We start from the raw sequence: 20,457 nt of genomic DNA, 5'->3' as shown, positions 1-20,457 counted from the left end.
GGGCCCAACAGCAGGAGGCCCCATTGACCACCCCCTATGCCCGCATCGGCGGCGAAGCGACCGTCGCCGCCATCGTCAACCGCTTCTACGACCTGATGGAGCAGGACGCCGCCTTCGCCGACCTGCGCGCCCTCCACGCCGCGGACCTCGCCCCCGTTCGCCACGGCCTTGCCCGCTTCCTGTCGGGCTGGGCAGGCGGCCCCCGCGACTGGTTCGAACGCGGCCAGTGCGTCATGTCGCTGCACCGCCCCTTCCCGATCACGCCCGCGCTGGCCGACCAATGGTCCGCCGCCATGACCCGCGCCATAGAGACCCAGCCCGGCCTGGACCCGCAACTCGCCAAGGCAATGGCGCAGGCGCTGGATCATATGGCCCACGCGATGATCAACCTGTCCCTGACCGAACACGCGGCCTAGGCAGCGTGGACAAATGCAAGATGCGGGGGGACGGGGGGATTTTGGTGGAGAACGCACCCATCCCATTCCTCCCCATCGATAGATGGGGAGGGGGACCATGCGAAGCATGGTGGAGAGGAAAAGGCGCGACCTCCGATCTCCCCTCCACCAGCCTTCGGCCGTCGAAGAGAGTCACGCGCCTCTCTTCGCCCCCCCCCCCCACGCTTCGCGCAGGGAGGAATTGATGCATCCCCCAACATTCCGCATTTGTCCTCACGGCCCCTATGCTTTCGCCCAATCGCATTGTAGTGACGCGGCATGCGCCGCGCCTTCCATTTCCTGATTCTAGCGGCAGTGCTCTGGTGCGGACTTCACCTGTCGCCTGCGGAGGCCGACGCATTCGTCCCGGCAACCGTCTCGACCTCAGCCACCGCGCAGCAGGCGGATCATGACGCCCTGGGCGACCACCCCATGCGGCAAGCCCCCCATGGCTGTCACAGCCACTGCCCGGTGGCGACCGACACGGCCTCGGGCCCGGCGCTCTCCATGCCCGTTCCCGCCCGGTCTGCGTTCTTCCCGACGCCCGACACCCGCCTGACCTCCTTCGCGCCAGCGCCCCCAATCGAACCGCCCAGCGCCTGAGAAACGACCGCCGCAGGCCCCATGCGCCTGCCCGTCGATCCTATTTTCTCAGGACTGTATAATGACCATCCCTATCCGCTGCGCCCTCCTTCTGGGCGCTGCTCTTCCTGCGTCGGCCTACGCGCAGGAGACAAAGCCCGTCCTGTCCGAACCCGTCGAGGGCCAGGAGGAAATCATCGTTCAGGCCACCCGCTCAGGCAGGCGCGTCCAGGACGAACCCGTCCGCGTCGAGGTGATCGACCGGGACGAAATCGAGGAAAAGATCCTCATGCGGCCCGGCAACATCGCCATGATCCTGAGCGAGACCGGCGGCCTGCGCGTGCAGGTCACATCCCCCGCCCTCGGATCGGCCAACATCCGCGTCCAGGGGATGGAGGGCCGCTATACGCAGCTTCTGGCCGACGGCCTGCCCCTTTACGGCGGACAGGCATCCTCTTTGGGGCTGCTGCAAATAGCCCCGACCGATCTGGGACAGGTGGAGGTCATCAAGGGCGCTGCCTCCGCCCTTTACGGACCATCCGCGCTGGGCGGGGTCATCAATCTCGTTTCCCGCCGCCCCGGCGACGAACCGGAAGCGGAAATGCTGATGAATGCGACGTCCCGCAGCGGTCAGGATGTAACGGCCTATGTTTCGGCGCCGCTGGGCGCGGGCTGGGGCGGGTCGATAACGGGCGGCTACCATCGCCAGAGCCGCCAGGATCTGGACGAAGATGGCTGGATCGACATGGCCGGATATGAAAGATGGACCGCGCGCCCCCGGTTTTTCTGGAATGGTCCGGAAGGCGCGAAGCTCTTCCTGACGGCCGGGGCCATGCGCGAGGAGCGGATCGGCGGGACGCTCGACGGACGCGCGACTCCCGATGGAAACCCTTTCCCCCAGACGCAGGACAGCGACCGCTTCGACATAGGGCTGGTCGCGGAGACGCCCATGACTGACATCTGGACCGCGCATCTCAGAGCCTCGGCCATGACCCAGAAGCATCGCCATCTGTTCGGCGACATAGTGGAGAAGGATCGCCACGGCACGATATTCGCCGAAGCGTCCTTGTCGGGAAAGGGCGGCGACACGTCATGGATCGGCGGCATCGCCTATCAGCGGGACAGCTTCCGCTCGCGCACCTTCCCGGCTTTCGATTACACTTATGCGGTGCCCGGCATTTTCGGTCAGGTGGAGCAGGATCTCGCAACCGACCTGACGCTGGCGGGGAGCGCCCGCATCGACTTCCACAACGCATTCGGCACCCAGTTCAGCCCGCGCCTGTCGCTGCTCTACAAGCCGTCCTTCTGGACGATCCGCGTTTCCGCCGGCAGGGGCTTCTACGCGCCGACGCCGTTCGTGGAGGAAATCGAGGCGGCAGGATTGTCCCGCCTGGCACCGCTCGCCGGTTTGAAGGCCGAAGCGGCCACCAGCGCCTCCGTCGACCTCGGCTACAGGCGCGGCCCGCTGGAGGCGAACGTCACCCTGTTCGGCTCCGACATGCGGAACACGACCGAACTGGTGCCCGACGGACCGGCCGCGCAGGCCGGCAGGGTGCGGCTCATCAATCTGGCGGGAACCACGCGGACGAGGGGGGCGGAGATGCTGCTTCGCTATCGTTGGGATGGCTTCACGGTGACGGGAAGCTACGTCCATGTCCACGCGACAGAAACCGGCCCGGACGACAAGGGGCGAAGGATCGTGCCGCTCACCCCCAGACATACGGCGGGACTCGTCGCCATGTGGGAGGAGCATGACAAGGGACGGCTGGGCTTTGAAATCTATTATACGGGCCGCCAGCGGCTGGAGGACAATCCGTACAGGACCAGATCGCGGCCCTATGTGGAAGTCGGCATGATGGGCGAGATCGCGGTCGGAAAGGCCCGGCTATTCCTCAACGCGGAAAACATGCTGGGCAAGCGGCAAACCAAATATGATCCGCTCCTGCGACCCGCCCGCGCCATCGACGGCCGCTGGACCGTCGATGCCTGGGCGCCGCTGGAGGGCTTCGTGCTGAACGGCGGCGTCCGTTTCCGCCTTGGCGGCCGTCAGTAGCGCCTACTCGATCAACAGGACGAAAGCTGGACGGGACCGGACGCCCAATAAAGATGGCATGGCGGCACATTGCGCCATTCGAACCCCGCCTCGACCCTGGCGAACCGCCGCTCCAGCAGCGGTTTGACCGCCCTGCGCATCTGATAGGCCAGAAACCGCCCGTCAGGCCGCAGGGCGCGGGCGCTCGCCTGCATCAGCCGCTCCGCCCGCTCCGGCGCCAGCGTCGAAAAGGGCAGGCCGGACAGGATGCCATCCGCCCTGTCCCACCCCTGCGCGGCCATGATGTCGAGCACAGCGTCGGCCGACCCCGTCACCGCCGTCAGCCGCCTGTCCCGCACCTCCCCGCGCAGATGGCCGATAAAGGCCGGGCTGGTGTCGATGGCCAGCAGCCGCGCATGCCCCGGCAACCGGTCCAGCAGGGCGCGGGTGAAGATGCCGGTGCCCGGTCCATATTCGATCACCCGCTCCATCCGGCTCCAGTCGACCGGGTCCAGCATGGCGTCGACCAGATAATGCGACGCCGGAAAGGCGGACCCCACGGCCAGCGGATTCCGGAAAAATTCCCGAAAGGCGAGCACCGGAAATCCCGCCCCGCGATTCCCGGCCAGCGCGGCCCTGTTTTCGAACGATGTCGCCACGATTGCTCCACTTTCCGACCATTGTCCCGCAAAGCAAACCCCCGGAACCAAAGCCCGGTTCCTGCACCCCAATCCTCCCCATCAAAGATGGGGAGGGGGACCGCCGCCAAAGGCGGTGGTGGAGGGGAGCGCCCAAAGGGCGCTTAAGCCTCTCCTCCACCAGCCAACCATCCCCTACAACCGCTCCCGAACCCCCCGCATCACCTCATCCAGAAAATCCGCCGCCGCCCGCACACGCGGCAACCTCTGCAAGTCCGCATGCATGACCAGCCAATAGCTGCGCCACACCTCCATCGACTCCGGGAAAATCTGCACCAGCCGCTCATCCTCCGCCGCCGCGAAGACATGCAGCACACCCATCCCCATCCCCGCCGCCACCGCCGCATGCTGCGCCGCGCTGGAACTGGCGCGAAAGACGATGGCCGCGCCGGGCAGCAACTGGTCCAGCGCGATCATCTCGGCGAATCCCGCCAGTTCCTCGATATAGGAAACGAAGACGTGACGGCTGAGGTCCGCCCGCCCCCCCGGCGTCCCCGCCCGCTCCAGATAGTCCTTCGACGCATAGAGGCCGAGCCGATAATCGGCCAGCTTGCGGGTCACGAACCGCCCCTTGGGCGGCGGTTTCAGCATCACCGCGATCTCCGCCTCCCGCCGCGACAGGCTGGCCGCCTTGCTTTCGGACGCCAGCTCCAGCGTCAGGCGCGGATGCTGTTCGCGCAATTCCGCCACGCGGGGCGCGATCAGATGACTGGCGAAGGCCTCCGGCGTGGCCAGCCGCACCGTCCCCTCCACCTCCCGGTCGCGCCCGGCGACGCTGCCCAGCGCGGCCAGCAATTCGCTCTCGATCCGTTCGGCATGCGGCACCAAAGCGAAGGCGGCGGGCGTCGGCGTCACCCCGCGCGGGCTGCGGTCGAACAGCCGCGCGCCCAGCGTCGCCTCCATATTGGTCAGGCGACGGGCGACCGTGCTATGATCCACCCCGACCCGCCGGGCGGCGGCGAGCATATTGCCCTCCCGCATCACCGCCAGGAACAGCCGCAGTTCGTCCGAGTTCAGCATAGGCAAATCCGCACAACCAATGTGTCCCGATACCCGTATATCTGCAAAGCCGACCCGTCTATACCAAAGCCATCCCACCGGCAGGAGAGGAACCGGAAAAATGCGTTCAGTTCACCATTTCATTCACGGACAATCCGCTCCCCAACCGGGCGCCCGCCTGTCCGACATCCTCAATCCCGCCACCGGCGCGGTCCAGGCCCAGGTGGAACTCGCCACCGCCGATCATCTCCAGAAGGCGGTCGACTCCGCCCTTTCCGCCCAGCCCGAATGGGCCGCCACCAACCCCCAGCGCCGCGCCCGCGTCATGTTCCGCTTCAAGGAACTGATCGAACAGAATATGGACGAACTGGCCGTCCTGCTCTCCTCCGAACATGGCAAGGTGGTCGCCGACGCCAGGGGCGACATCCAGCGCGGTCTGGAAGTCGTCGAATTCGCCTGCGGCATCCCCCATCTGTTGAAGGGCGAATATACCCAGGGCGCCGGTCCGGGCATCGACGTCTATTCGATGCGCCAGCCGCTGGGCATCGCGGCAGGCATCACCCCCTTCAACTTCCCCGCGATGATCCCCCTCTGGATGAGCGCCATGGCCATCGCCTGCGGCAACGCCTTCATCCTGAAACCCTCCGAACGCGATCCCTCCGTCCCGGTGCGCCTGGCTGAACTGGCGATCGAGGCGGGCATCCCGGCGGGCATCCTGAACGTCGTCCATGGCGACAAGGAAATGGTCGACGCCATCCTCGACCATCCGGCCATCAAGGCGGTCAGCTTCGTCGGATCGTCCGACATCGCCAATTACGTCTATGCCCGCGGCGCCCAGAACGGCAAGCGCGTCCAGGCGATGGGCGGCGCGAAGAATCACGGCATCATCCTGCCCGACGCCGACATGGACCAGGCAGTGGCCGACATCGTCGGCGCGGCCTATGGCTCGGCGGGCGAACGCTGCATGGCGCTGCCGGTCGTCGTGCCGGTGGGCGAAGCAACCGCCGACGCCTTCCGCGCCAAGCTGCTGGACGCCATCGAAACGCTGCGCCCCGGCATCCCGACCGATCCCGACGCGCAATATGGCCCGCTGGTCACCGGCGTGCACAAAGCGCGGGTGGAAAGCTATATCCAGATGGCCGCCGACGAAGGCGCGGAAATCGTGGTCGACGGTCGCGGCTTCTCGCTCCAGGGCTATGAGGAGGGCTTCTACCTCGCCCCGACGCTGATCGACCGGGTGACGCCGGACATGAAGAGCTATCAGGACGAGATTTTCGGCCCGGTGCTCCAGATCCTGCGCGCCCAGACCTTCGAGGAAGCGCTGAGCTATCCCTCGAAGCACCAGTATGGGAACGGCGTCGCCATCTTCACCCGCAACGGCGACTATGCCCGCAAGTTCGCCGCCGACGTCGAAGTCGGCATGGTCGGCATCAACGTGCCGATCCCGGTGCCGGTCGCCTATCACAGCTTCGGCGGCTGGAAGCGGTCGGGCTTCGGCGACCTCGACCAATATGGCATGGACGGCGTGCGCTTCTACACCCGCACCAAGAAGATCACGCAGCGCTGGCCGGATGGCGGTGCGGTGATCGACCAGAGCTTCGTCATCCCGACGATGAAATAAGTCCTCAGGAAACCGCCGGTCGCCTCCTCAGGCGACTGGCGGGCCTGCGAGTGGGACGCCGGAACCAGAAGGTCCAGACCGCCAGCGTGCCGAGCAGCGTCATCGCCAGGCCCGACAGGGTCATGAGCAGCTTGAACGCCAGACCGCCCACCTTCGCCGCATGCAGCGGGTAGAGCAGATTATAGCCCTTCACCGCCGTCGGCAGCATCGGGGCGTCACGCGCCGCCACCAGCGCGCCGCTATCCGCCGCGAACCACAGGGTGGTGCGGCCATTGGGCAGCCATTCCTGCGGCCGCCGCATCCGCACGGTAATCAGCCCGCTATTCTTGCGCGGCAGGCCGAGGCTGCGCAATTCGGCGTCGGGGAAACGCGCCTTCGCGGTCACGATCATCCCCGCCCAATCCAGTTGTCCGGCCAGTTTCACATGACGTGGCGGCGGTGCGGCCAGCGCTTTGCTGATCTGGGCAGGCGCGCCCGGCCCGAACAGCAGCGCCGCCATCGGTCGGAACACCAGCACCGCCCCCGTCACCAGCGACAGCAGCAGCAGCGGCGCGACGACCACCCCCAGATCGCGATGATGCCGCACGATCGCCGGACGGCTCATCCGCGCGGGCCATAGCCGCCATTCGAAGGTCCGCCGCGTGCGCCACCACAGGATCAGGCCGGTCACGACGAAGAACAGCCCGCAAAGCGCGGCGACCCCTATCACCCATTCACCCGTGTCGCCGGAGAAGAGATGATGATGCAGGTCGAACAGCCATAATTCGGGCCGTTCCCACTGGCTGCTCCATCGCATCACCACAGCGCCATGCTGATCGGCATAGGCCCCGCCACCGTCCCGGAACAGCAGCTTCAACAGCCCGAAATCGTCCGATGCATAGCTGATCGACTGGGGCCGCGCCGCAGGATCGGCCATGATCCGCTGCGTCGTTTCCGCCAGTTGGCGGACATCCTCCACCCTGGGATCGCCGGCATGGGGCGCCAGCGTCCAGGCATTCTTATGCACCAGCAACGCGCCGCTGAAACCCAGCAACGCCAGCAGCAGCCCGATCAGGCCGCCAGTCCAGCGATGCAGGGCGTCGATCAGCCTCACTAGAAACGATAATCCCAGGACAGGGTGAAATTGCGCCCACGCCCCGCATAATAATGGGCGTTGTCGGTGGGCCGGACGGTCTGGCTGTAATAATCGATATAGAATGTGTCGAAGATATTCTGCGCCGCCAGCGTCAACGCCCCGAACTGCGTCTGATAGCGCAGCGATACGTCGGTCACATCATAGCCGTCGAACCGGTAGAGCACGGGATATTTGCCCGGTTCACGTTCGAACTGACGCTGCAGGAAGAATTGCGTCTGGACACGGGCCGACAGCGGCCCATGCACATAGCTGGCTGCAACGTTCAGCCGGTCCGGCGAGATATTGGCGCCGTCCAGATCGCGGTCGACCTTGTCGATGCCGTTGTCCGATCCATCGGTGCGGCCGATCAGATGGGCATAGCCGGTCGACAGCGTCAGGCCCGGCAACGGCGTCTTGACCGACAGGTTCAGTTCCAGCCCCTGTATTTCCACCCGTTGGCGCTGAACCTCCGCCGATGCACCGGGCGACGACTGCACCAGCACCGATCCATTTTTGCTGGTCGACCAGAAATAGGCCGCGCTGGCGTCCAATGGCCCGCGCTTCAATTCCATGCCGATTTCGCGATTATTGGATATGATGGGAGCAATATTGACGCGGCCAATGTCGAAACCTGGTGTCGACACGGCGCGCGCAAGGCGGCCGACGTCAGGCACGGTATAGCCCTCCGCATAGCTGGCATAGGCGCGGATGCCGGCCCAGGGTTCCAGGATCACGCCCCCATTGAATAGCGTGTCGCTGAAGGTGCGCGAGCCCCCCGCCACGTCGACGCCGCCGCCATAGAAGGCGAGCGTGTGATAGTCGTCGATATGGATGCGCACATCCTCATAGCGCAGGCCGCCCGCGAAACGCAGCTTCTCGTCGAACAATGCCAGGTTGAACTGCGCGAAGGGCGCCAGGCTGCGATAATCGGTCGGCGGCACCCAGGTCCGGCCGGTCGCGATCAGCCGCTGTTCGGTCAGGTCGTAAAGCGCATCGAAGCCGATGGTGCCGGTCAACGCCTCGAAGCCCGGCATGGCCCGTTCATAGCTGATCTTGCCGCCATATTTGCGGCTGCGGTTCTGCGACTGGTCGAACAGCGTGTTGGGCAGCGCAATACGGGTGTCCTGGAAGGTGGGGAGCGGCGCGACCTCCCCGCCGTAAGTGTCCCGCGAACGGTTGAAGAAAAGCTGAGCGATGAAATTGCCGCCCCACAGGTCACTGTCGGTCAGCGTCAGCGCGGCGCTTTCGGTCCGGTTGGTGGCGGGCACCCCCGGCGGCGTGCCGCGCACGGAGATCGTCGGCCGGTCGACGCGATAATCGCCATTTGCCGCGACATAATCACCCTCCCCCTTCAACTGGAAGCGGTTGAGGGTCAGGTCCAGCCGGGCCGTGTCGCTGAGCGCATAGCCGAAGCGGCCGAACAGCGACCAGCTTCGGCTGTCCTGCGTCTCGCCTTGGGTCAGGTCGGTGCCGACACGATCGCCGTGGCCGTCGTAGAAGACCCCGCGCTTTTCATAAGCCGCGCCCACCGTCGCGTCCCACGGTCCGGAACGCCAGCCGATCAGCCCCGCGACCTTGCCGCCGATGCCGTCGCCGCGAAAACCGGTGTCGGCATTGCCCTGCACCAGCACCCGTCCCGTCAGGCCGTCAGCCTTGGGCGGGGCGACGGTCACCTGGTTGACGATGCCGCCGGTACCGCCGATCCCCTGCAAGGCGTTGGAGCCGTAGATCAGTTCCACCCGGTCGATGAAGAAGGGATCGATGCTGAAACCATCACGCGCCCCGTCGCGCAGCGGCGCGGTCTGCGGAATGCCGTTGATCGCATAGAGCGGCGAGCGGCCGCGCAGTGTCTCCCCCGCGCCGGACAGCTTCTGCCGCGTGGGCGAGAAGGACGGGGTCAGCGCAGACACCGCATCGACGATGGAGCCGCCGATCGCCACCTGCTGGTTCAACGTTTCCTGATCGATCACGTCGATGGTCAGCGGCAGGGCGTTGGCGGGCAGGATCGTGCGCGCCGCGGTCACGATGATCGGGCCTTCGCCCTCCACGGCGGGTTGCGATTGAGCCAGCGCGGGGAGGCTGGTCAGCGCAAGAGCAGTGGTGGCAAGCAGGACAGACGAGCGGATAGACATTCATTCCCCCAATTTGGCTGCCCTCCCGCTAGCCAAATGGAGAGGTTGTTGCAAGTCATTAGCAATATAATATGAGCAGCCTCACGCGCCGATATCCAGCCCGCCTCCCCGTTCGATCAGGTTTTTCAATGCCTTGAGGTCGCGGTTGATCCAGCGGATATCCGCCGCGAACCGTTCGTCGTCCATGCCCGGCTGGCGGAACATCGTCAGCATCACTTCCGCGCCCGCGCCATTTTCCACGATGCGCAGCGGCACATGCACGTCCGCGCCTTCGCCCAGATCGACATGATGATCCATCACGCCATAGTCATTATGCGGCGTGAAGCGGATGCGGATCGGGCCTTCGGGGCCATCGGCCAGCCAATATTCCCCTTCCCGCCGCAAATCGGATTCGGCGAGGCCCGACGCCCATCTGGGGAAAAATTCCGGTTGCCAGATGGCCTCGTACAGGGCGCGCCAGTCGCGCGCGATGGTGATGCTGAAGGTTCGGGCGGGCAGCATGTCGCTCTCCAATGGGGGTTACGGATCGCGGCCATAGCATGGGATCGGCGATCCCGCCCTTGCCTTTGCATCGATATGGGACGAACATCGCGTCTTCCAGGCGGCCGCCTTCGCAGAGAGGCGGATGGATTGGAGGAGAGCCAGGATGAGCGGCTGTTATACACGGGCCGTCGCGCTCGTCGGTCCCGCCGGAGCAGGCAAGACCAGCCTTGCCGAATCGATGCTGTTCATCAGCGGCGCGGTTCCGCGCCAGGGATCGGTGCAGGCGGGAAGCAGCGCGGGCGACGCCAGCCCGGAGGCGCGGGAACGAGGCGGTTCGACCGAACTCAATCTGATGCATTTCGAATGGATGGGCGACCGGTTCGCGCTGATCGACGTGCCGGGCGCGCCGGGCTTTGCGGCGGACGGGTCGGTCGCGCTGGACATGGCGGACCTGGCCATCGTGGTGATCGATCCCGATCCGGAACGGGCCGCGCTGGCGCAGCCGGTGCTGCGCAGGCTGGAGCGGGCAGGCATTCCGCACGCGCTGTTCGTCAACAAGATCGATCAGGCGCGGGGCAGCATAGAGGATCTGCTGACCGCACTCGCCCCGATGAGCGCCGCCGCGCTGGTGGCGCGTCAGATTCCGATCCGCGCGGGGGAGCGAGTCGCGGGCTTCGTCGACCTCGCGCTGGAGCGGGCCTATCATTATGAGCCGGGCAGGAAATCGCAGCAGGTGGCGCTGGCCCCGCATGTGAAGGATGAGGAAAGCGCGGCCCGTTTCCATATGCTGGAGCAACTGGCCGATCATGACGACCTGTTGCTGGAACAATTGCTGTCGGACGAGCAGCCGAGCCTGGATAGCGTCTTCGCCGATCTGGCGCGGGAAACGGCGAGCGGGCTGATCGTGCCGGTGCTGTTCGGTTCCGCGTCGAACGGCTTCGGCATCAGGCGGCTGCTGAAGATGCTGCGCCATGACACGCCCGCGCCTGAACGGACGGCGGAGCGGCTGTCGATCCGGGGCGAGGCGGCGCAGATATTCAAGATATCCCATGCGGCGACGGTCGGGCGGCTGGCGCTGACCCGCATCTTCGGCGGGACGCTGGCGGACGGGGCGGAGATGGTCGACGGCACGGGAAGGGCGCTGCGGCCCGGCGGGTTGTTCGCCGTCCAGGGCGCTGCCACGGCGAAGATTTCCTCGGCGGAACCGGGCGCGATCGTCGGCATCGCGAAGATGGAGGGGGTGCAGGCGGGGGACGTGATCGGCATGGGGGCGAAGGTTCCGGCGACGGGCTATGCGGTGGAGAGAGCGGCGGCCAATTGCGCGCTGGCGATTGCGGCCAAGGACCATAAGGATGAGGTGCGGCTGTCCACCGCGCTCAACCGGCTGGCGGAGGAGGATGCCGGGCTGCACTGGGATCAGGACGAGGGGTCGCGGGAAACCCTGCTTCATGGCATGGGCGAGGAGCATTTCGCCGTCGCGCTGGACCGGCTGAAGCGGCGCTATGGCGTTGCGGTGTCGGTGCGCGCGCCGACGATTGCCTATCGCGAATCGGTGCGCAAGGCCGTCACCCAGCGCGGGCGGCACAAGAAACAGTCCGGCGGCCATGGCCAGTTCGGGGACGTGGTGCTGGACGTCCGGCCGCTGGAGCGCGGGGAAGGCATCAGGTTCGAGGAGCGGATCACCGGCGGCGCGGTGCCCAGGCAATATATTCCGGCGGTCGAGAAAGGCGTGATGGACGCCGTGGCGAAGGGGCCGCTGGGCTTTGCGGTGGTCGATGTCTCGGCCGCTTTGGTGGACGGGTCGTTTCACAGCGTCGACAGTTCGGAACTGGCCTTCCGCACGGCCGGGCGCATGGCCATGGCCGACGCGCTGGCGGCGGCTTCACCCTATCTGCTGGAACCTGTGGCCCATGTGACGATCATGAGCCCCGGGGCGGCGACGTCCCGCATCACGTCGGCCGTGGCGAGCCGCCGGGGGCAAATGCTGCGCATGACGCCCCTGGAGGGCTGGTTTCATTGGGATGTGGTGGAGGTTCTGCTGCCGGAAGCAGGGTTGCAGGGGCTGGAAGCGGAAATCCGGTCGATGAGCCAGGGCATGGCGCATTATGCGGCGCGGTTTGACCATCTGGCGGAGGTCAATGCGAAGCTGGCGGACAGCATCGTGCATAGGGCGAAGGAATTGGCTTAGCTTTGGATAGGATGGGTGCAGGGCTGGAATTTCGAAAAATGGCAGTTTTGCGTCGAAGTTCACAGTGTATGCGCGCGCGTGCCTGGGCGCGCGTAGGCGTGAAGGGGAGTGCGGGACGTTTCAAAGACGGGGGCGAAATAGCGCGGTGGGGGTGGAATAGGACAGGGAGAAATGGCGGCTGTTGGAGGAATAGGATGTTTTGCGGGGAGGCTGTTGCTGTTGGGCTACCTATTTGGGTTGGGAAGGACTGACGTTATTCCTCCCTACGCGAAGCGTGGGGAGGGGGACCGCGCGAAGCGTGGTGGAGGGGAATGGGGCACGACCTGCGTATCTTCCCCTCCACCACCGCTTTCAGCGGCGGTCCCCCTCCCCATCTCTCGATGGGGAGGAATAGGAGAGGTTTGTTCTTTTTCTGAATCTATCAAGCGGGGCTGAGGGCTTTTACCACGAAGGGCAGGCATTCTCCGTCCGGGTCGGTCAGGGTCAGATAGGCGCCCGGCTGGATGGCGTGGGCGTCCAGACGGTAGATTTTCTCGTCATCCGCCTCCCCCGGTTCGTAGGACAGCGCCCAGCCGTGCCTTGTGTGCAGCAGCGTGCCGTGCCGGTCCGGTTCATTGGGCCAGAAGCGGCGGGCGGTCGCCAGTTCGGGGTGGATGCGATATTCCCGTTCATCGATCAGGCCGCCAGTGCCCAGCGGCAGGCGCAGCACATAGCTTCGCGCCGCCGATCCGTTGGGAAAGGCAGGTGTCCGGGCAAGTTCGAGGCGTATGGTCGTCCAACTCATGCCCCATGCAATCGGATTCCGGCGCGAAAAGGGATATAAGGATTATCCCTGATGGCGACCGCGCCACGGCGGGCCTAGCCAGAGGGGGAAGAGCCGATTGCCGGGAGACTGACGATGAAATCGATCCTGCTGCACATTCACGAAGATCATGGCGCGGAAAGCCGGTTGCAGGCGGCCTGCGATCTGGCCCGCGCATCGGGCGCGCACATCCATTGCGCGCAGGTGACGACCATGCCCGATTTCGTCGCGGCGGACATGTATGGCGGCGCGTCCATGGCCCCGGCGATGATGGCCGAGCTTTACGACATAGATGAAAAGGCGCGGCAGCGCGTCGAGGACCGGCTGCGCCGGGAGGATGTGAGCTGGGACTGGCGTCATGTGGAGGGCGATGTCGTCCATGGCCTGCTGTCCGCGGCGGCGCTGACCGACGCCATGATCGTCACCCTGCCATCCGGCCCGCGCAAGGAATTCGCCGATCCGCTGCATCTGGCCGCCGATCTGGCGCTGGCCGGGCGGGTGCCGGTGATCGCCGTGCCGCAGGAGGCGAAATCCTTCCCGGTGACGGGCCGCGCATTGGTGGCGTGGGATGGTTCGCAGGAGGCTTCCGCCGCGCTGCGCCTGTCCGTGCCGCTGCTGAAGCTGGCCGAGGACGTGCATGTCGTGACGGTCGAGGAAGCGGGCAAATATCCCTTCCCCGCCACGGACGCGCCGGAATATCTGGCCCGCCACGGCATCAAATGCCAGTTCCACACCTGGCCGCAGGACGGCCGGACCGTGGAGGCGGCGCTGAAGGCGGCGGTCGCCACGTTGAAGCCGGACTGGATGGCGATGGGCGCATTCGGCCATAGCCGCTTGCGCGAGATGATATTCGGCGGCGTCACCCGCGCCATGCTGCGCGAGGTGCATGTTCCACTCTTGCTGGCGCACTGAAGCCACGGCATGGTGGGGGCATGGCGGTAGCGGACGACGAAACCGAGGGATTGGCGCAGCGCGAGCATAGCCTGGAACAGGCGCTGCTTGGTTCCATCCTGGCGACGGTGCCGGACGCGCTGATCGTCATCGACATGCGCGGGCATATCGTGTCGTTCAGCGCGGCGGCGCAGCGCATGTTCCAATATGCCGAAAGCGACGTGCTGGGCGAGAATATCTCGATGCTGATGCCGTCCCCCGACCGGGAGAGGCATGACGGTTACATCCACCATTATCTGTCGACCGGGGAAAAGCGGATCATCGGCATCGGCCGCCTGACCAGCGCGCGGCGGCGGGACGGGTCGACATTCCCCATCGAACTGTCGGTGGGGGAGGTGCAGGATGAAGGTCGGCGGCTGTTCACCGGCTTCATCCGCGATCTGACCGAAAGCCAGCAGGCCGAGCGGCGGGTGGCCGATTTGCAGGCGGAACTGGCCCATGCGTCGCGGGTGACGGCGATGGGGACGCTGGCGTCGGCGCTGGCGCATGAACTGAACCAGCCGCTGACCGCCATCGCCAATTATCTGGAGGCCGGGCGCGACATGCTGGATGCCGGGGGGCCGGTGGATCGCGAACTGCTGCGCGAGGCGATGGCGGAAAGCGCGAACCAGGCATTGCGCGCAGGCGAGATCATCCGGTCGCTGCGCGAGTTCATCAAGCGCGGCGAGACGCTGCGCCAGCCCGAACCGCTGCGCGGATTGCTGGCGGAGGGGGCGGCGCTGGCCTTTATCGGCGTGGACAGCCGGGGGCTGGACATGGACATCAGCGTCGATCCCCGCGTCGACAAGGTGCTGGTCAACCGGGTGCAGTTGCAGCAGGTCATCATCAACCTGACCAAGAACGCCGTGGAGGCGATGGCCGACAGCCCGGCGCGCATCCTGCGCCTGTCCGCCGTTCCGGGGGAAAATGGCCGGGTGGAGGTGATCGTCGCGGACAGCGGGCCGGGGCTGGCGCCGGAGATGTCGCGCACCCTCTTCACCCCCTTCACCACCACCAAGGCGTCTGGCATGGGCGTCGGCCTGTCGATCAGCCAGACCATCGTGGAGGGGCATGGCGGGCGCATCTGGGCGTCGCCCTCCCAATGGGGCGGCACGGCCTTTCACTTCACTTTGGACGCAGTGGACTAACGCATGAGCGAAGCTTTCCCCATCTATGTCGTGGACGATGACGAGGCGATCCGGCGCTCGCTGTCCTTCATGCTGAAGACCAGCGGGTTCGCGGTGACGCTGTTCGAGGGGGGCATATCCTTTTTGAAGGAGGCCGCCGGTCTGGAGCCGGGCTGCGTGCTGCTGGACGTGCGGATGCCGGACATGGACGGGCTGGCGGTGCAGCGGGAGTTGCGGGCGCGGGGCATCATGCTGCCGGTGGTGATCATGACCGGTCATGGCGACATCGACATGGCGGTGACGGCGATGAAGGCGGGGGCGAGCGACTTCATCGAGAAGCCGTTCGAAAAGGCGGCGCTGCTGGGCTGCGTCGAGGCGGCGCGGCAGGTGGCGGTGGCGGATCGCGGGGCGAATGCGCGGGCGGACGATGCGCGGGCGCGGCTCAACATATTGACCGATCGGGAGCGCGAGGTGCTGGACGGGCTGGTCGAGGGGCTGCCGAACAAGACCATCGCCTATGATCTGGGCATCAGCCCGCGCACGGTGGAGATACACCGCGCCAACCTGATGCAGAAGCTGGAGGTGAAGAGCCTGGCCGAAGCGCTGAGGATCGCCTTCCATGCGGGGGTGGAGAAGGACGAGGTTTAGGGGTGGAGAGCAGACCTATCCTATTCCTCCCCATCGGAAGATGGGGAGGGGGACCAGCCGAAGGCTGGTGGAGGGGAAAGGGGCACGACCTCCGAATTTCCCCTCCACCACTCGCTTCGCGAGCGGCCCCCTCCCCACGCTGCGCGTAGGGAGGATTTAGGAGCGGCGATTAGCTCCCTATTTCGTAGGACATTTCTGACAAAAAATTATCGATATTCCTAATCTATAGCGCAATTCACCTTGCGAATCCGTCTCCATAATGTAGGACAATAATCAGGAGACAGGAGCCGATGATGATGGAACCGAGCAGCCATGGCAGAGCCCTGGCCGAACAGCTTAAGTCGTTCATGGCCGAACATATCTATCCCAATGAGCGGCGCTATTATCAGGAAGCCGAGCGGCTGGGGCCATGGTCGGTCTATCCGATGGTGGAGGAATTGAAGCCCGTCGCGCGCGCCGCGGGGCTGTGGAACCTCTTCCTGCCCGCCAGCGAGGCGGCGGAGGGCCTGTCCAACGTCGATTACGCTCCGCTATGCGAAATTATGGGCCGCAGCATGCTCGCGCCGGAGGTGTTCAACTGCAATGCCCCCGACACCGGCAATATGGAAACGATCCTGCGCTACGGCACGGCGGAGCAGAAGGAGAAGTGGCTGAAACCGCTGCTGGCGGGGGAAATCCGCTCCTGCTTCGCGATGACGGAGCCGGAGGTGGCCTCGTCCGACGCCACCAACATCGCCAGCTCTATCGTCCGGGACGGCGACGATTATGTCATCAACGGGCGCAAATGGTACACGACCGGCGCGACCGATCCCCGCTGCGGGATCATGATCTTCATGGGCCAGACCGATCCGGACGGCGACGACCCGCATCGGCGCCAGTCGATGATCCTGGTGCCGATGGATACGCCGGGCGTCAATGTGGTCCGAGCGCTGCCTATCTTCGGTTTCTATGGCGTGCCCGACCGTTCCGCCGAAGTGCTGTTCGACAATGTGCGGGTGCCTGCGGAGAATATCCTGCTGGGCGAGGGCCGGGGTTTCGAGATCGCGCAGGGCCGTCTGGGGCCGGGGCGGATTCATCATTGCATGCGCCTGATCGGCATGTCGGAGCGGGTTTTGGAGCGCATGTGCCGCCGCGCCGAGCTGCGCCATCCGTTCGGCCGTCCGCTCGCCGATCAGACGGTAACGCTGGAGCGCATCGCGGAGTCGCGCATCATGATCGAGCAGGCGCGGCTGCTGACGATGAAGGCCGCTTATATGATGGACACGGTCGGCAACAAGGCGGCGCGGCAGGAAATCGCGATGATCAAGGTGGCCGCGCCGAACATGGCGCAGACCATCGTCGACTGGGCGATCCAGATGTTCGGCGGCGGCGGCACCAGCAGCGACCATTATCTGGCCGCCGCCTTCACCATGGCGCGGCTGCTGCGGCTGGCCGACGGGCCGGATGAGGTGCACCGCAACCAGATCGCCCGGCTGGAGATGCGCCGCCATCGCGGAGTGGACCCGGCCCTGACCGGCGGCGGGGGCGAGGTGCTGTCGCGGGAGGAGGCGGGACGGATGGCCGCCGAGGGCATGTGGCCCAGGCCTGCGGGATGGAGGGCGTGATGGCCCGCCTCGCCGGAAAGAAGGCGCTGGTGACGGGCGCGGCGCAGGGCATAGGGGCGACGACGGCCCGCATGCTGGCGCGGGAGGGCGCACAGGTGCTGCTGACCGACATCAATCTGGACGGCGCGCAAGCCGTCGCCGCGCAGATCGATGCGGCGCACGGCCCCGGCACGGCCTATGCCATGCGCCATGACGTGACGAGCGAGGCGGACTGGATCGCGGCGGTGGAGCATGCCCGCGAAACCATGGGCGGGCTGTCCGTGCTGGTGAACAATGCCGGGATCGTGGTGACCGGGTCGGTCGAGGAACTGAGCCTGGACGATTGGCATCGGGGCATGGCGATCAACAATGACAGCGTGTTCCTGGGGTCGAAATATGCGCTGCCATTGCTGCGCGAGAACCAGCCCGCGTCCATCGTCAACCTGTCCTCCATCGCCGGGCTGATCGCGGCGCATAATCTGGCCAATTATAATGCATCGAAGGCGGCGGTGTGGCTGCTCAGCAAGTCGATTGCGCTCCACTGCGCGCGGAACGGGTGGGACATACGCTGCAATTCGGTCCATCCGACCTTCATCCGCACCCCCATATTGGACGATCTGATCGGGGACCGGGACGAAGCCACGATGATGGCCAAGCTGGCGCGGCAGGTGCCGCTCGGCCGGTTGGGCGATCCGGAGGAGGTGGCCCATGCCGTCGTCTATCTGGCGTCTGACGAAAGCCGCTTCATGACCGGCGCCGAACTGAAGCTGGACGGCGGCATTTCCGCGATGTGAAACCTGACGCCATGAATAACGCCTCCCCTGCCCCGCCCCGTCCTGACAGCCTTTCGGACCAGCCCGAAACCGCCGTGCGCGAAGTCATCGTGCGGGATGTCGTGCGCGGCCTGTACGAAGGGCGCTATGAGCCGGGGCAGCGGCTGCGCGAAGCGGAACTCACCCAGGCCTATGGCGTCAGCCGGGGACCGGTGCGGGAGGCGCTGAACGTGCTGGCCGCCCGGAATATCGTGGAATTGACGCCGCAGCGGGGGGCGCGGCTGCGCGTCCTGCATATCGGGGAAGCGATCGACACGCTGGTGGTGGCCCAGAATCTGGTCGGGCTGGCGGCGCGGCTGGCGGCGCGGAACCATGACGACGCGGCGGGGCGCGCCAGATTGCAGGCGGCGCTGGACGCCCATGCAGCCTTTCCCCCGGAAGGCGGCGGCGCGGAACTGGCCGTCGCCCGCGACAATTTCTACGGCGCGCTGACCGCCATGGCGGCCAACATCCAGCTCAGCCGCATCCTGCCCAGCGTCCATATCCACCTGATCCGGGTGCAGTTCCGCCCCATGCTGCGCATCAACGACGCCAGCAGGCACCGCGACTATCAGCGCATCGTCGATGCTGTGTTCGCGGGCCGGGAAAGGGAGGCGGAGGGAGCCGCCAGGGCGCATTTCGAGCGCGGGATCGAACGGTTGCGGGGCTTGCAGCAGGGCTGATCCGCCGCGTCAGCCGACCAGGATCGCCCAGCCCCAGAGAATGCAGCCAAGACCCGCCGCGATGGAGACCGCCCGGCCCCAGGGCAGCAGCTTTTCCAGCGCGACCAGCAGGGTCAGCAACGCGATCCAGGCGATATTCATGATCCCGCCCGCGAACAGCAGCGCCATCAGCATCCAGCAGCAGCCCACGCACCAGGCGCCATGGACCGTCCCCATGCGCAGCGCGCCGGTCCAGCCCGGCCGGTAGTGGCGGCTGAGGAAGCGGGCCGGGTTGCGGCACTGGCGCAGGCAGGCGTCCTTCCACGGGCTGATCTGATAGACGCCCGCCGCGATCAGCAGCGCCGCCGCCAGCCCCCGGCTGGAAGCGGCCATCGCCATGGGAGAGAGCGACGCTGTCGCATCCAGCCGCCATTGCGCCGTCGTCGCCAGCAGCGAGAACAGGCCCCAGACCAGCAGATAGCCGAGCAGGAAAGCCTCCGTCGCCGGGCGGACGGCGGCGTCGCGATGGCTGACGGCGCGGGCATGGAGCAGCATCACCGGCGCGGCGGAGGGCAGCATCATCGCGACCATCATCACCCACCACATGGCAAGGGTCAGGGCGAATTGCGCCGCCGTCCAGGGCGCGGCGGCGGGCATCATCATCGCCATCATCGGATCGGGCGCCGTCAGGCCAGAGAGGGCGAGAGAAGCCATCGGCGCCATGCCCATGCCCGCGCCGGTCAGCAGCCAGCCCCAGGCCAACAGGACCAATGCCGCCAGCGCGACGGCGGACCACAGGCGATGCCGGGCCAGCACCGCTTCGACGGCGGGCCTCATCGCGCCCTGACGACGCCGTGGCTGTCGAGGTGGAGATAGGCGAACTGGCCGTAGCTGGCCGCATGGTCGAGCCGCATCGGCGCGATGGCGCGGCTTGCGCCGGAGCCGATTTCGGCCACTTCATATTCGAAGCCGTCGGGCAGGTGGATCTGGGCGCGGATTTCGGAGCCGTCGACCGGGCTGCGGATCGGTTCGCCGTCCATTTCCAGATGGCCGGGGATGCGCAGGCGGCCCTTGCGGCCCTCCACGTCGACCTCGAATGCGACGGGCACGAAATGCGGTTCGTGCATGGTGACGATGGTGGAGGCGAAGACCGCGAACACCGTGGCGAAGGGCGCGGTGTCGCCGCCGGTCATGATCGTCAGCAGGGATTGGCGCTGAGATTCCGTCGCGCGTTCATCGACGAAGGCGACGCATTCCCCCTGCCCTTCATGAATCGCGCCGGGCCAGCGGAAGACGGCGGCGATGTTGAGGCCCCCAAGGTCGGTGTCGCCATGGCGGCCTTCATCGATGGCGAAGCCGAAGGCGGCCTGGCAATGGCCCTTGTCGGGGAAACCGCCGAACTGGCAGTTGCAGCCATATTCGCAATTGCAGTTGGCGAATTCCCGGCCCTTGAGCATCCAGTAAGTCATGATGCGACTCCCCGTGCGGTGGCGGGAATATAGCAGATTGGGTGGGGGATGGCCATTTTGGGGGGAAGAGGGGGATGGGGGAAATTCCTCCCTGCGCGCAGCGTGGGGAGGGGGACCGCGCGAAGCGGGGTGGAGGGGAAA

At 66.2% G+C, this 20,457-nt stretch carries 19 protein-coding genes; 11 read left to right on the top strand and 8 right to left on the bottom strand.

The features are described 5' to 3' along the window. The first annotated feature begins 23 nt into the window (after nucleotides 1-23). The 3 genes from BV95_RS20565 (at nucleotide 24) to BV95_RS20560 (ending at nucleotide 3,069) form a co-directional block, all read left to right on the top strand. A complete protein-coding gene (locus BV95_RS20565; RefSeq protein WP_081873472.1) occupies nucleotides 24-416 on the top strand; it encodes a group II truncated hemoglobin in 393 nt (130 codons plus the stop codon). A 297-nt stretch (nucleotides 417-713) separates the two neighbouring features. Beyond that, entirely contained in the window at nucleotides 714-1,037 is a 324-nt protein-coding gene (locus BV95_RS23930; RefSeq protein WP_156028727.1) for a hypothetical protein, read from the top strand. A 61-nt stretch (nucleotides 1,038-1,098) separates the two neighbouring features. Continuing rightward, a complete protein-coding gene (locus BV95_RS20560) occupies nucleotides 1,099-3,069 on the top strand; it encodes a TonB-dependent receptor plug domain-containing protein (RefSeq protein ID WP_037456641.1) in 1,971 nt (656 codons plus the stop codon). 11 nt (nucleotides 3,070-3,080) lie between these two features. Here BV95_RS20560 and BV95_RS20555 read toward each other — a convergent pair whose 3' ends face one another. Continuing rightward, nucleotides 3,081-3,707: a class I SAM-dependent methyltransferase gene (locus BV95_RS20555; RefSeq protein ID WP_234703261.1), complete on the bottom strand. Its 627-nt coding sequence runs from the start codon at nucleotides 3,705-3,707 to the stop codon at nucleotides 3,081-3,083. A 174-nt stretch (nucleotides 3,708-3,881) separates the two neighbouring features. Further along, complete coding sequence (locus tag BV95_RS20550) at nucleotides 3,882-4,766, bottom strand: LysR family transcriptional regulator (RefSeq protein ID WP_037456638.1); 885 nt, start codon at nucleotides 4,764-4,766, stop codon at nucleotides 3,882-3,884. Nucleotides 4,767-4,866: 100 nt separating this feature from the next. Here BV95_RS20550 and BV95_RS20545 point away from each other — a divergent pair, with 100 nt between their 5' ends. Continuing rightward, nucleotides 4,867-6,366 carry a CoA-acylating methylmalonate-semialdehyde dehydrogenase gene (locus BV95_RS20545; protein ID WP_037456635.1) on the top strand — a complete coding sequence of 500 codons (1,500 nt, stop codon included), beginning with the start codon at nucleotides 4,867-4,869 and terminating at the stop codon, nucleotides 6,364-6,366. Nucleotides 6,367-6,370: 4 nt separating this feature from the next. On the opposite strand, the gene BV95_RS20540 is transcribed toward BV95_RS20545, so the two are convergent. The 3 genes from BV95_RS20540 to BV95_RS20530 form a co-directional block, all read right to left on the bottom strand. Then, the gene (locus BV95_RS20540) at nucleotides 6,371-7,459 is read right to left on the bottom strand and encodes a PepSY-associated TM helix domain-containing protein (protein ID WP_037456632.1); all 1,089 of its coding nucleotides are present in this window, start codon (nucleotides 7,457-7,459) and stop codon (nucleotides 6,371-6,373) included. Then, on the bottom strand, nucleotides 7,459-9,612 hold the full coding sequence (locus BV95_RS20535; RefSeq protein WP_037456629.1) for a TonB-dependent receptor: 2,154 nt from the start codon (nucleotides 9,610-9,612) through the stop codon (nucleotides 7,459-7,461). The genes BV95_RS20540 and BV95_RS20535 overlap by 1 nt, the downstream gene beginning before the upstream one ends. Before the next feature lie 81 nt (nucleotides 9,613-9,693). Further along, on the bottom strand, nucleotides 9,694-10,113 hold the full coding sequence (locus BV95_RS20530) for an SRPBCC family protein (RefSeq protein WP_037456625.1): 420 nt from the start codon (nucleotides 10,111-10,113) through the stop codon (nucleotides 9,694-9,696). Between the two features lie 145 nt (nucleotides 10,114-10,258). On the opposite strand from BV95_RS20530, the gene BV95_RS20525 reads away from it, so the two are divergent. After that, nucleotides 10,259-12,283 (top strand): elongation factor G, encoded by a 2,025-nt coding sequence (locus tag BV95_RS20525; protein WP_037456623.1) that lies wholly within the window; start codon nucleotides 10,259-10,261, stop codon nucleotides 12,281-12,283. A 421-nt stretch (nucleotides 12,284-12,704) separates the two neighbouring features. Here the strand turns inward: BV95_RS20525 and BV95_RS20520 are convergent, their stop codons facing one another. After that, on the bottom strand, nucleotides 12,705-13,067 hold the full coding sequence (locus BV95_RS20520; protein WP_037456620.1) for a hypothetical protein: 363 nt from the start codon (nucleotides 13,065-13,067) through the stop codon (nucleotides 12,705-12,707). A gap of 114 nt (nucleotides 13,068-13,181) precedes the next feature. On the opposite strand from BV95_RS20520, the gene BV95_RS20515 reads away from it, so the two are divergent. The 6 genes from BV95_RS20515 to BV95_RS20490 all read left to right on the top strand — a co-directional run bounded on the left by BV95_RS20515 (nucleotide 13,182) and on the right by BV95_RS20490 (nucleotide 18,868). Beyond that, a complete protein-coding gene (locus BV95_RS20515) occupies nucleotides 13,182-13,997 on the top strand; it encodes a universal stress protein (protein ID WP_037456618.1) in 816 nt (271 codons plus the stop codon). A 20-nt stretch (nucleotides 13,998-14,017) separates the two neighbouring features. After that, a complete protein-coding gene (locus BV95_RS20510; protein ID WP_037456615.1) occupies nucleotides 14,018-15,163 on the top strand; it encodes a sensor histidine kinase in 1,146 nt (381 codons plus the stop codon). Nucleotides 15,164-15,166: 3 nt separating this feature from the next. Continuing rightward, the gene (gene fixJ / locus BV95_RS20505) at nucleotides 15,167-15,790 is read left to right on the top strand and encodes a response regulator FixJ (protein WP_037456612.1); all 624 of its coding nucleotides are present in this window, start codon (nucleotides 15,167-15,169) and stop codon (nucleotides 15,788-15,790) included. Between the two features lie 290 nt (nucleotides 15,791-16,080). Further along, complete coding sequence (locus BV95_RS20500; protein ID WP_037456610.1) at nucleotides 16,081-17,394, top strand: acyl-CoA dehydrogenase family protein; 1,314 nt, start codon at nucleotides 16,081-16,083, stop codon at nucleotides 17,392-17,394. Beyond that, nucleotides 17,394-18,167 carry an SDR family oxidoreductase gene (locus BV95_RS20495; protein WP_156028726.1) on the top strand — a complete coding sequence of 258 codons (774 nt, stop codon included), beginning with the start codon at nucleotides 17,394-17,396 and terminating at the stop codon, nucleotides 18,165-18,167. Before BV95_RS20500 ends, BV95_RS20495 begins: the two co-directional genes overlap by 1 nt. An 11-nt stretch (nucleotides 18,168-18,178) precedes the next feature. Continuing rightward, nucleotides 18,179-18,868, top strand: a complete 690-nt coding sequence (locus BV95_RS20490) for a GntR family transcriptional regulator (RefSeq protein ID WP_051749920.1) — start codon at nucleotides 18,179-18,181, stop codon at nucleotides 18,866-18,868. A gap of 9 nt (nucleotides 18,869-18,877) precedes the next feature. On the opposite strand, the gene BV95_RS20485 is transcribed toward BV95_RS20490, so the two are convergent. Then, nucleotides 18,878-19,684: a DUF2182 domain-containing protein gene (locus BV95_RS20485; protein ID WP_037456604.1), complete on the bottom strand. Its 807-nt coding sequence runs from the start codon at nucleotides 19,682-19,684 to the stop codon at nucleotides 18,878-18,880. Then, nucleotides 19,681-20,316 (bottom strand): DUF1326 domain-containing protein, encoded by a 636-nt coding sequence (locus BV95_RS20480; protein WP_037456602.1) that lies wholly within the window; start codon nucleotides 20,314-20,316, stop codon nucleotides 19,681-19,683. The genes BV95_RS20485 and BV95_RS20480 overlap by 4 nt, the downstream gene beginning before the upstream one ends. Nucleotides 20,317-20,457: the final 141 nt, after the last annotated feature.

It is taken from the genome of Sphingobium chlorophenolicum, from assembly GCF_000722875.1.
In the GTDB taxonomy this organism is placed as follows: Bacteria; Pseudomonadota; Alphaproteobacteria; order Sphingomonadales; family Sphingomonadaceae; genus Sphingobium; species Sphingobium chlorophenolicum.
This window is presented reverse-complemented; position numbering and strand designations above follow the sequence as displayed.

Bases quoted from the DNA above. Each gene is read 5' to 3' on its own strand.
- BV95_RS20530 (WP_037456625.1), bottom strand. From the start codon at position 10,113: ATGCTGCCCGCCCGAACCTTCAGCATCACCATCGCGCGCGACTGGCGC.
- BV95_RS20550 (WP_037456638.1), bottom strand. From the start codon at position 4,766: ATGCTGAACTCGGACGAACTGCGGCTGTTCCTGGCGGTGATGCGGGAG.
- BV95_RS23930 (WP_156028727.1), top strand. From the start codon at position 714: ATGCGCCGCGCCTTCCATTTCCTGATTCTAGCGGCAGTGCTCTGGTGC.
- fixJ (WP_037456612.1), top strand. From the start codon at position 15,167: ATGAGCGAAGCTTTCCCCATCTATGTCGTGGACGATGACGAGGCGATC.
- BV95_RS20480 (WP_037456602.1), bottom strand. From the start codon at position 20,316: ATGACTTACTGGATGCTCAAGGGCCGGGAATTCGCCAACTGCAATTGC.
- BV95_RS20515 (WP_037456618.1), top strand. From the start codon at position 13,182: ATGAAATCGATCCTGCTGCACATTCACGAAGATCATGGCGCGGAAAGC.
- BV95_RS20490 (WP_051749920.1), top strand. From the start codon at position 18,179: ATGAATAACGCCTCCCCTGCCCCGCCCCGTCCTGACAGCCTTTCGGAC.
- BV95_RS20535 (WP_037456629.1), bottom strand. From the start codon at position 9,612: ATGTCTATCCGCTCGTCTGTCCTGCTTGCCACCACTGCTCTTGCGCTG.
- BV95_RS20545 (WP_037456635.1), top strand. From the start codon at position 4,867: ATGCGTTCAGTTCACCATTTCATTCACGGACAATCCGCTCCCCAACCG.
- BV95_RS20510 (WP_037456615.1), top strand. From the start codon at position 14,018: ATGGCGGTAGCGGACGACGAAACCGAGGGATTGGCGCAGCGCGAGCAT.
- BV95_RS20560 (WP_037456641.1), top strand. From the start codon at position 1,099: ATGACCATCCCTATCCGCTGCGCCCTCCTTCTGGGCGCTGCTCTTCCT.
- BV95_RS20525 (WP_037456623.1), top strand. From the start codon at position 10,259: ATGAGCGGCTGTTATACACGGGCCGTCGCGCTCGTCGGTCCCGCCGGA.
- BV95_RS20485 (WP_037456604.1), bottom strand. From the start codon at position 19,684: ATGAGGCCCGCCGTCGAAGCGGTGCTGGCCCGGCATCGCCTGTGGTCC.
- BV95_RS20520 (WP_037456620.1), bottom strand. From the start codon at position 13,067: ATGAGTTGGACGACCATACGCCTCGAACTTGCCCGGACACCTGCCTTT.
- BV95_RS20495 (WP_156028726.1), top strand. From the start codon at position 17,394: ATGGCCCGCCTCGCCGGAAAGAAGGCGCTGGTGACGGGCGCGGCGCAG.
- BV95_RS20500 (WP_037456610.1), top strand. From the start codon at position 16,081: ATGATGATGGAACCGAGCAGCCATGGCAGAGCCCTGGCCGAACAGCTT.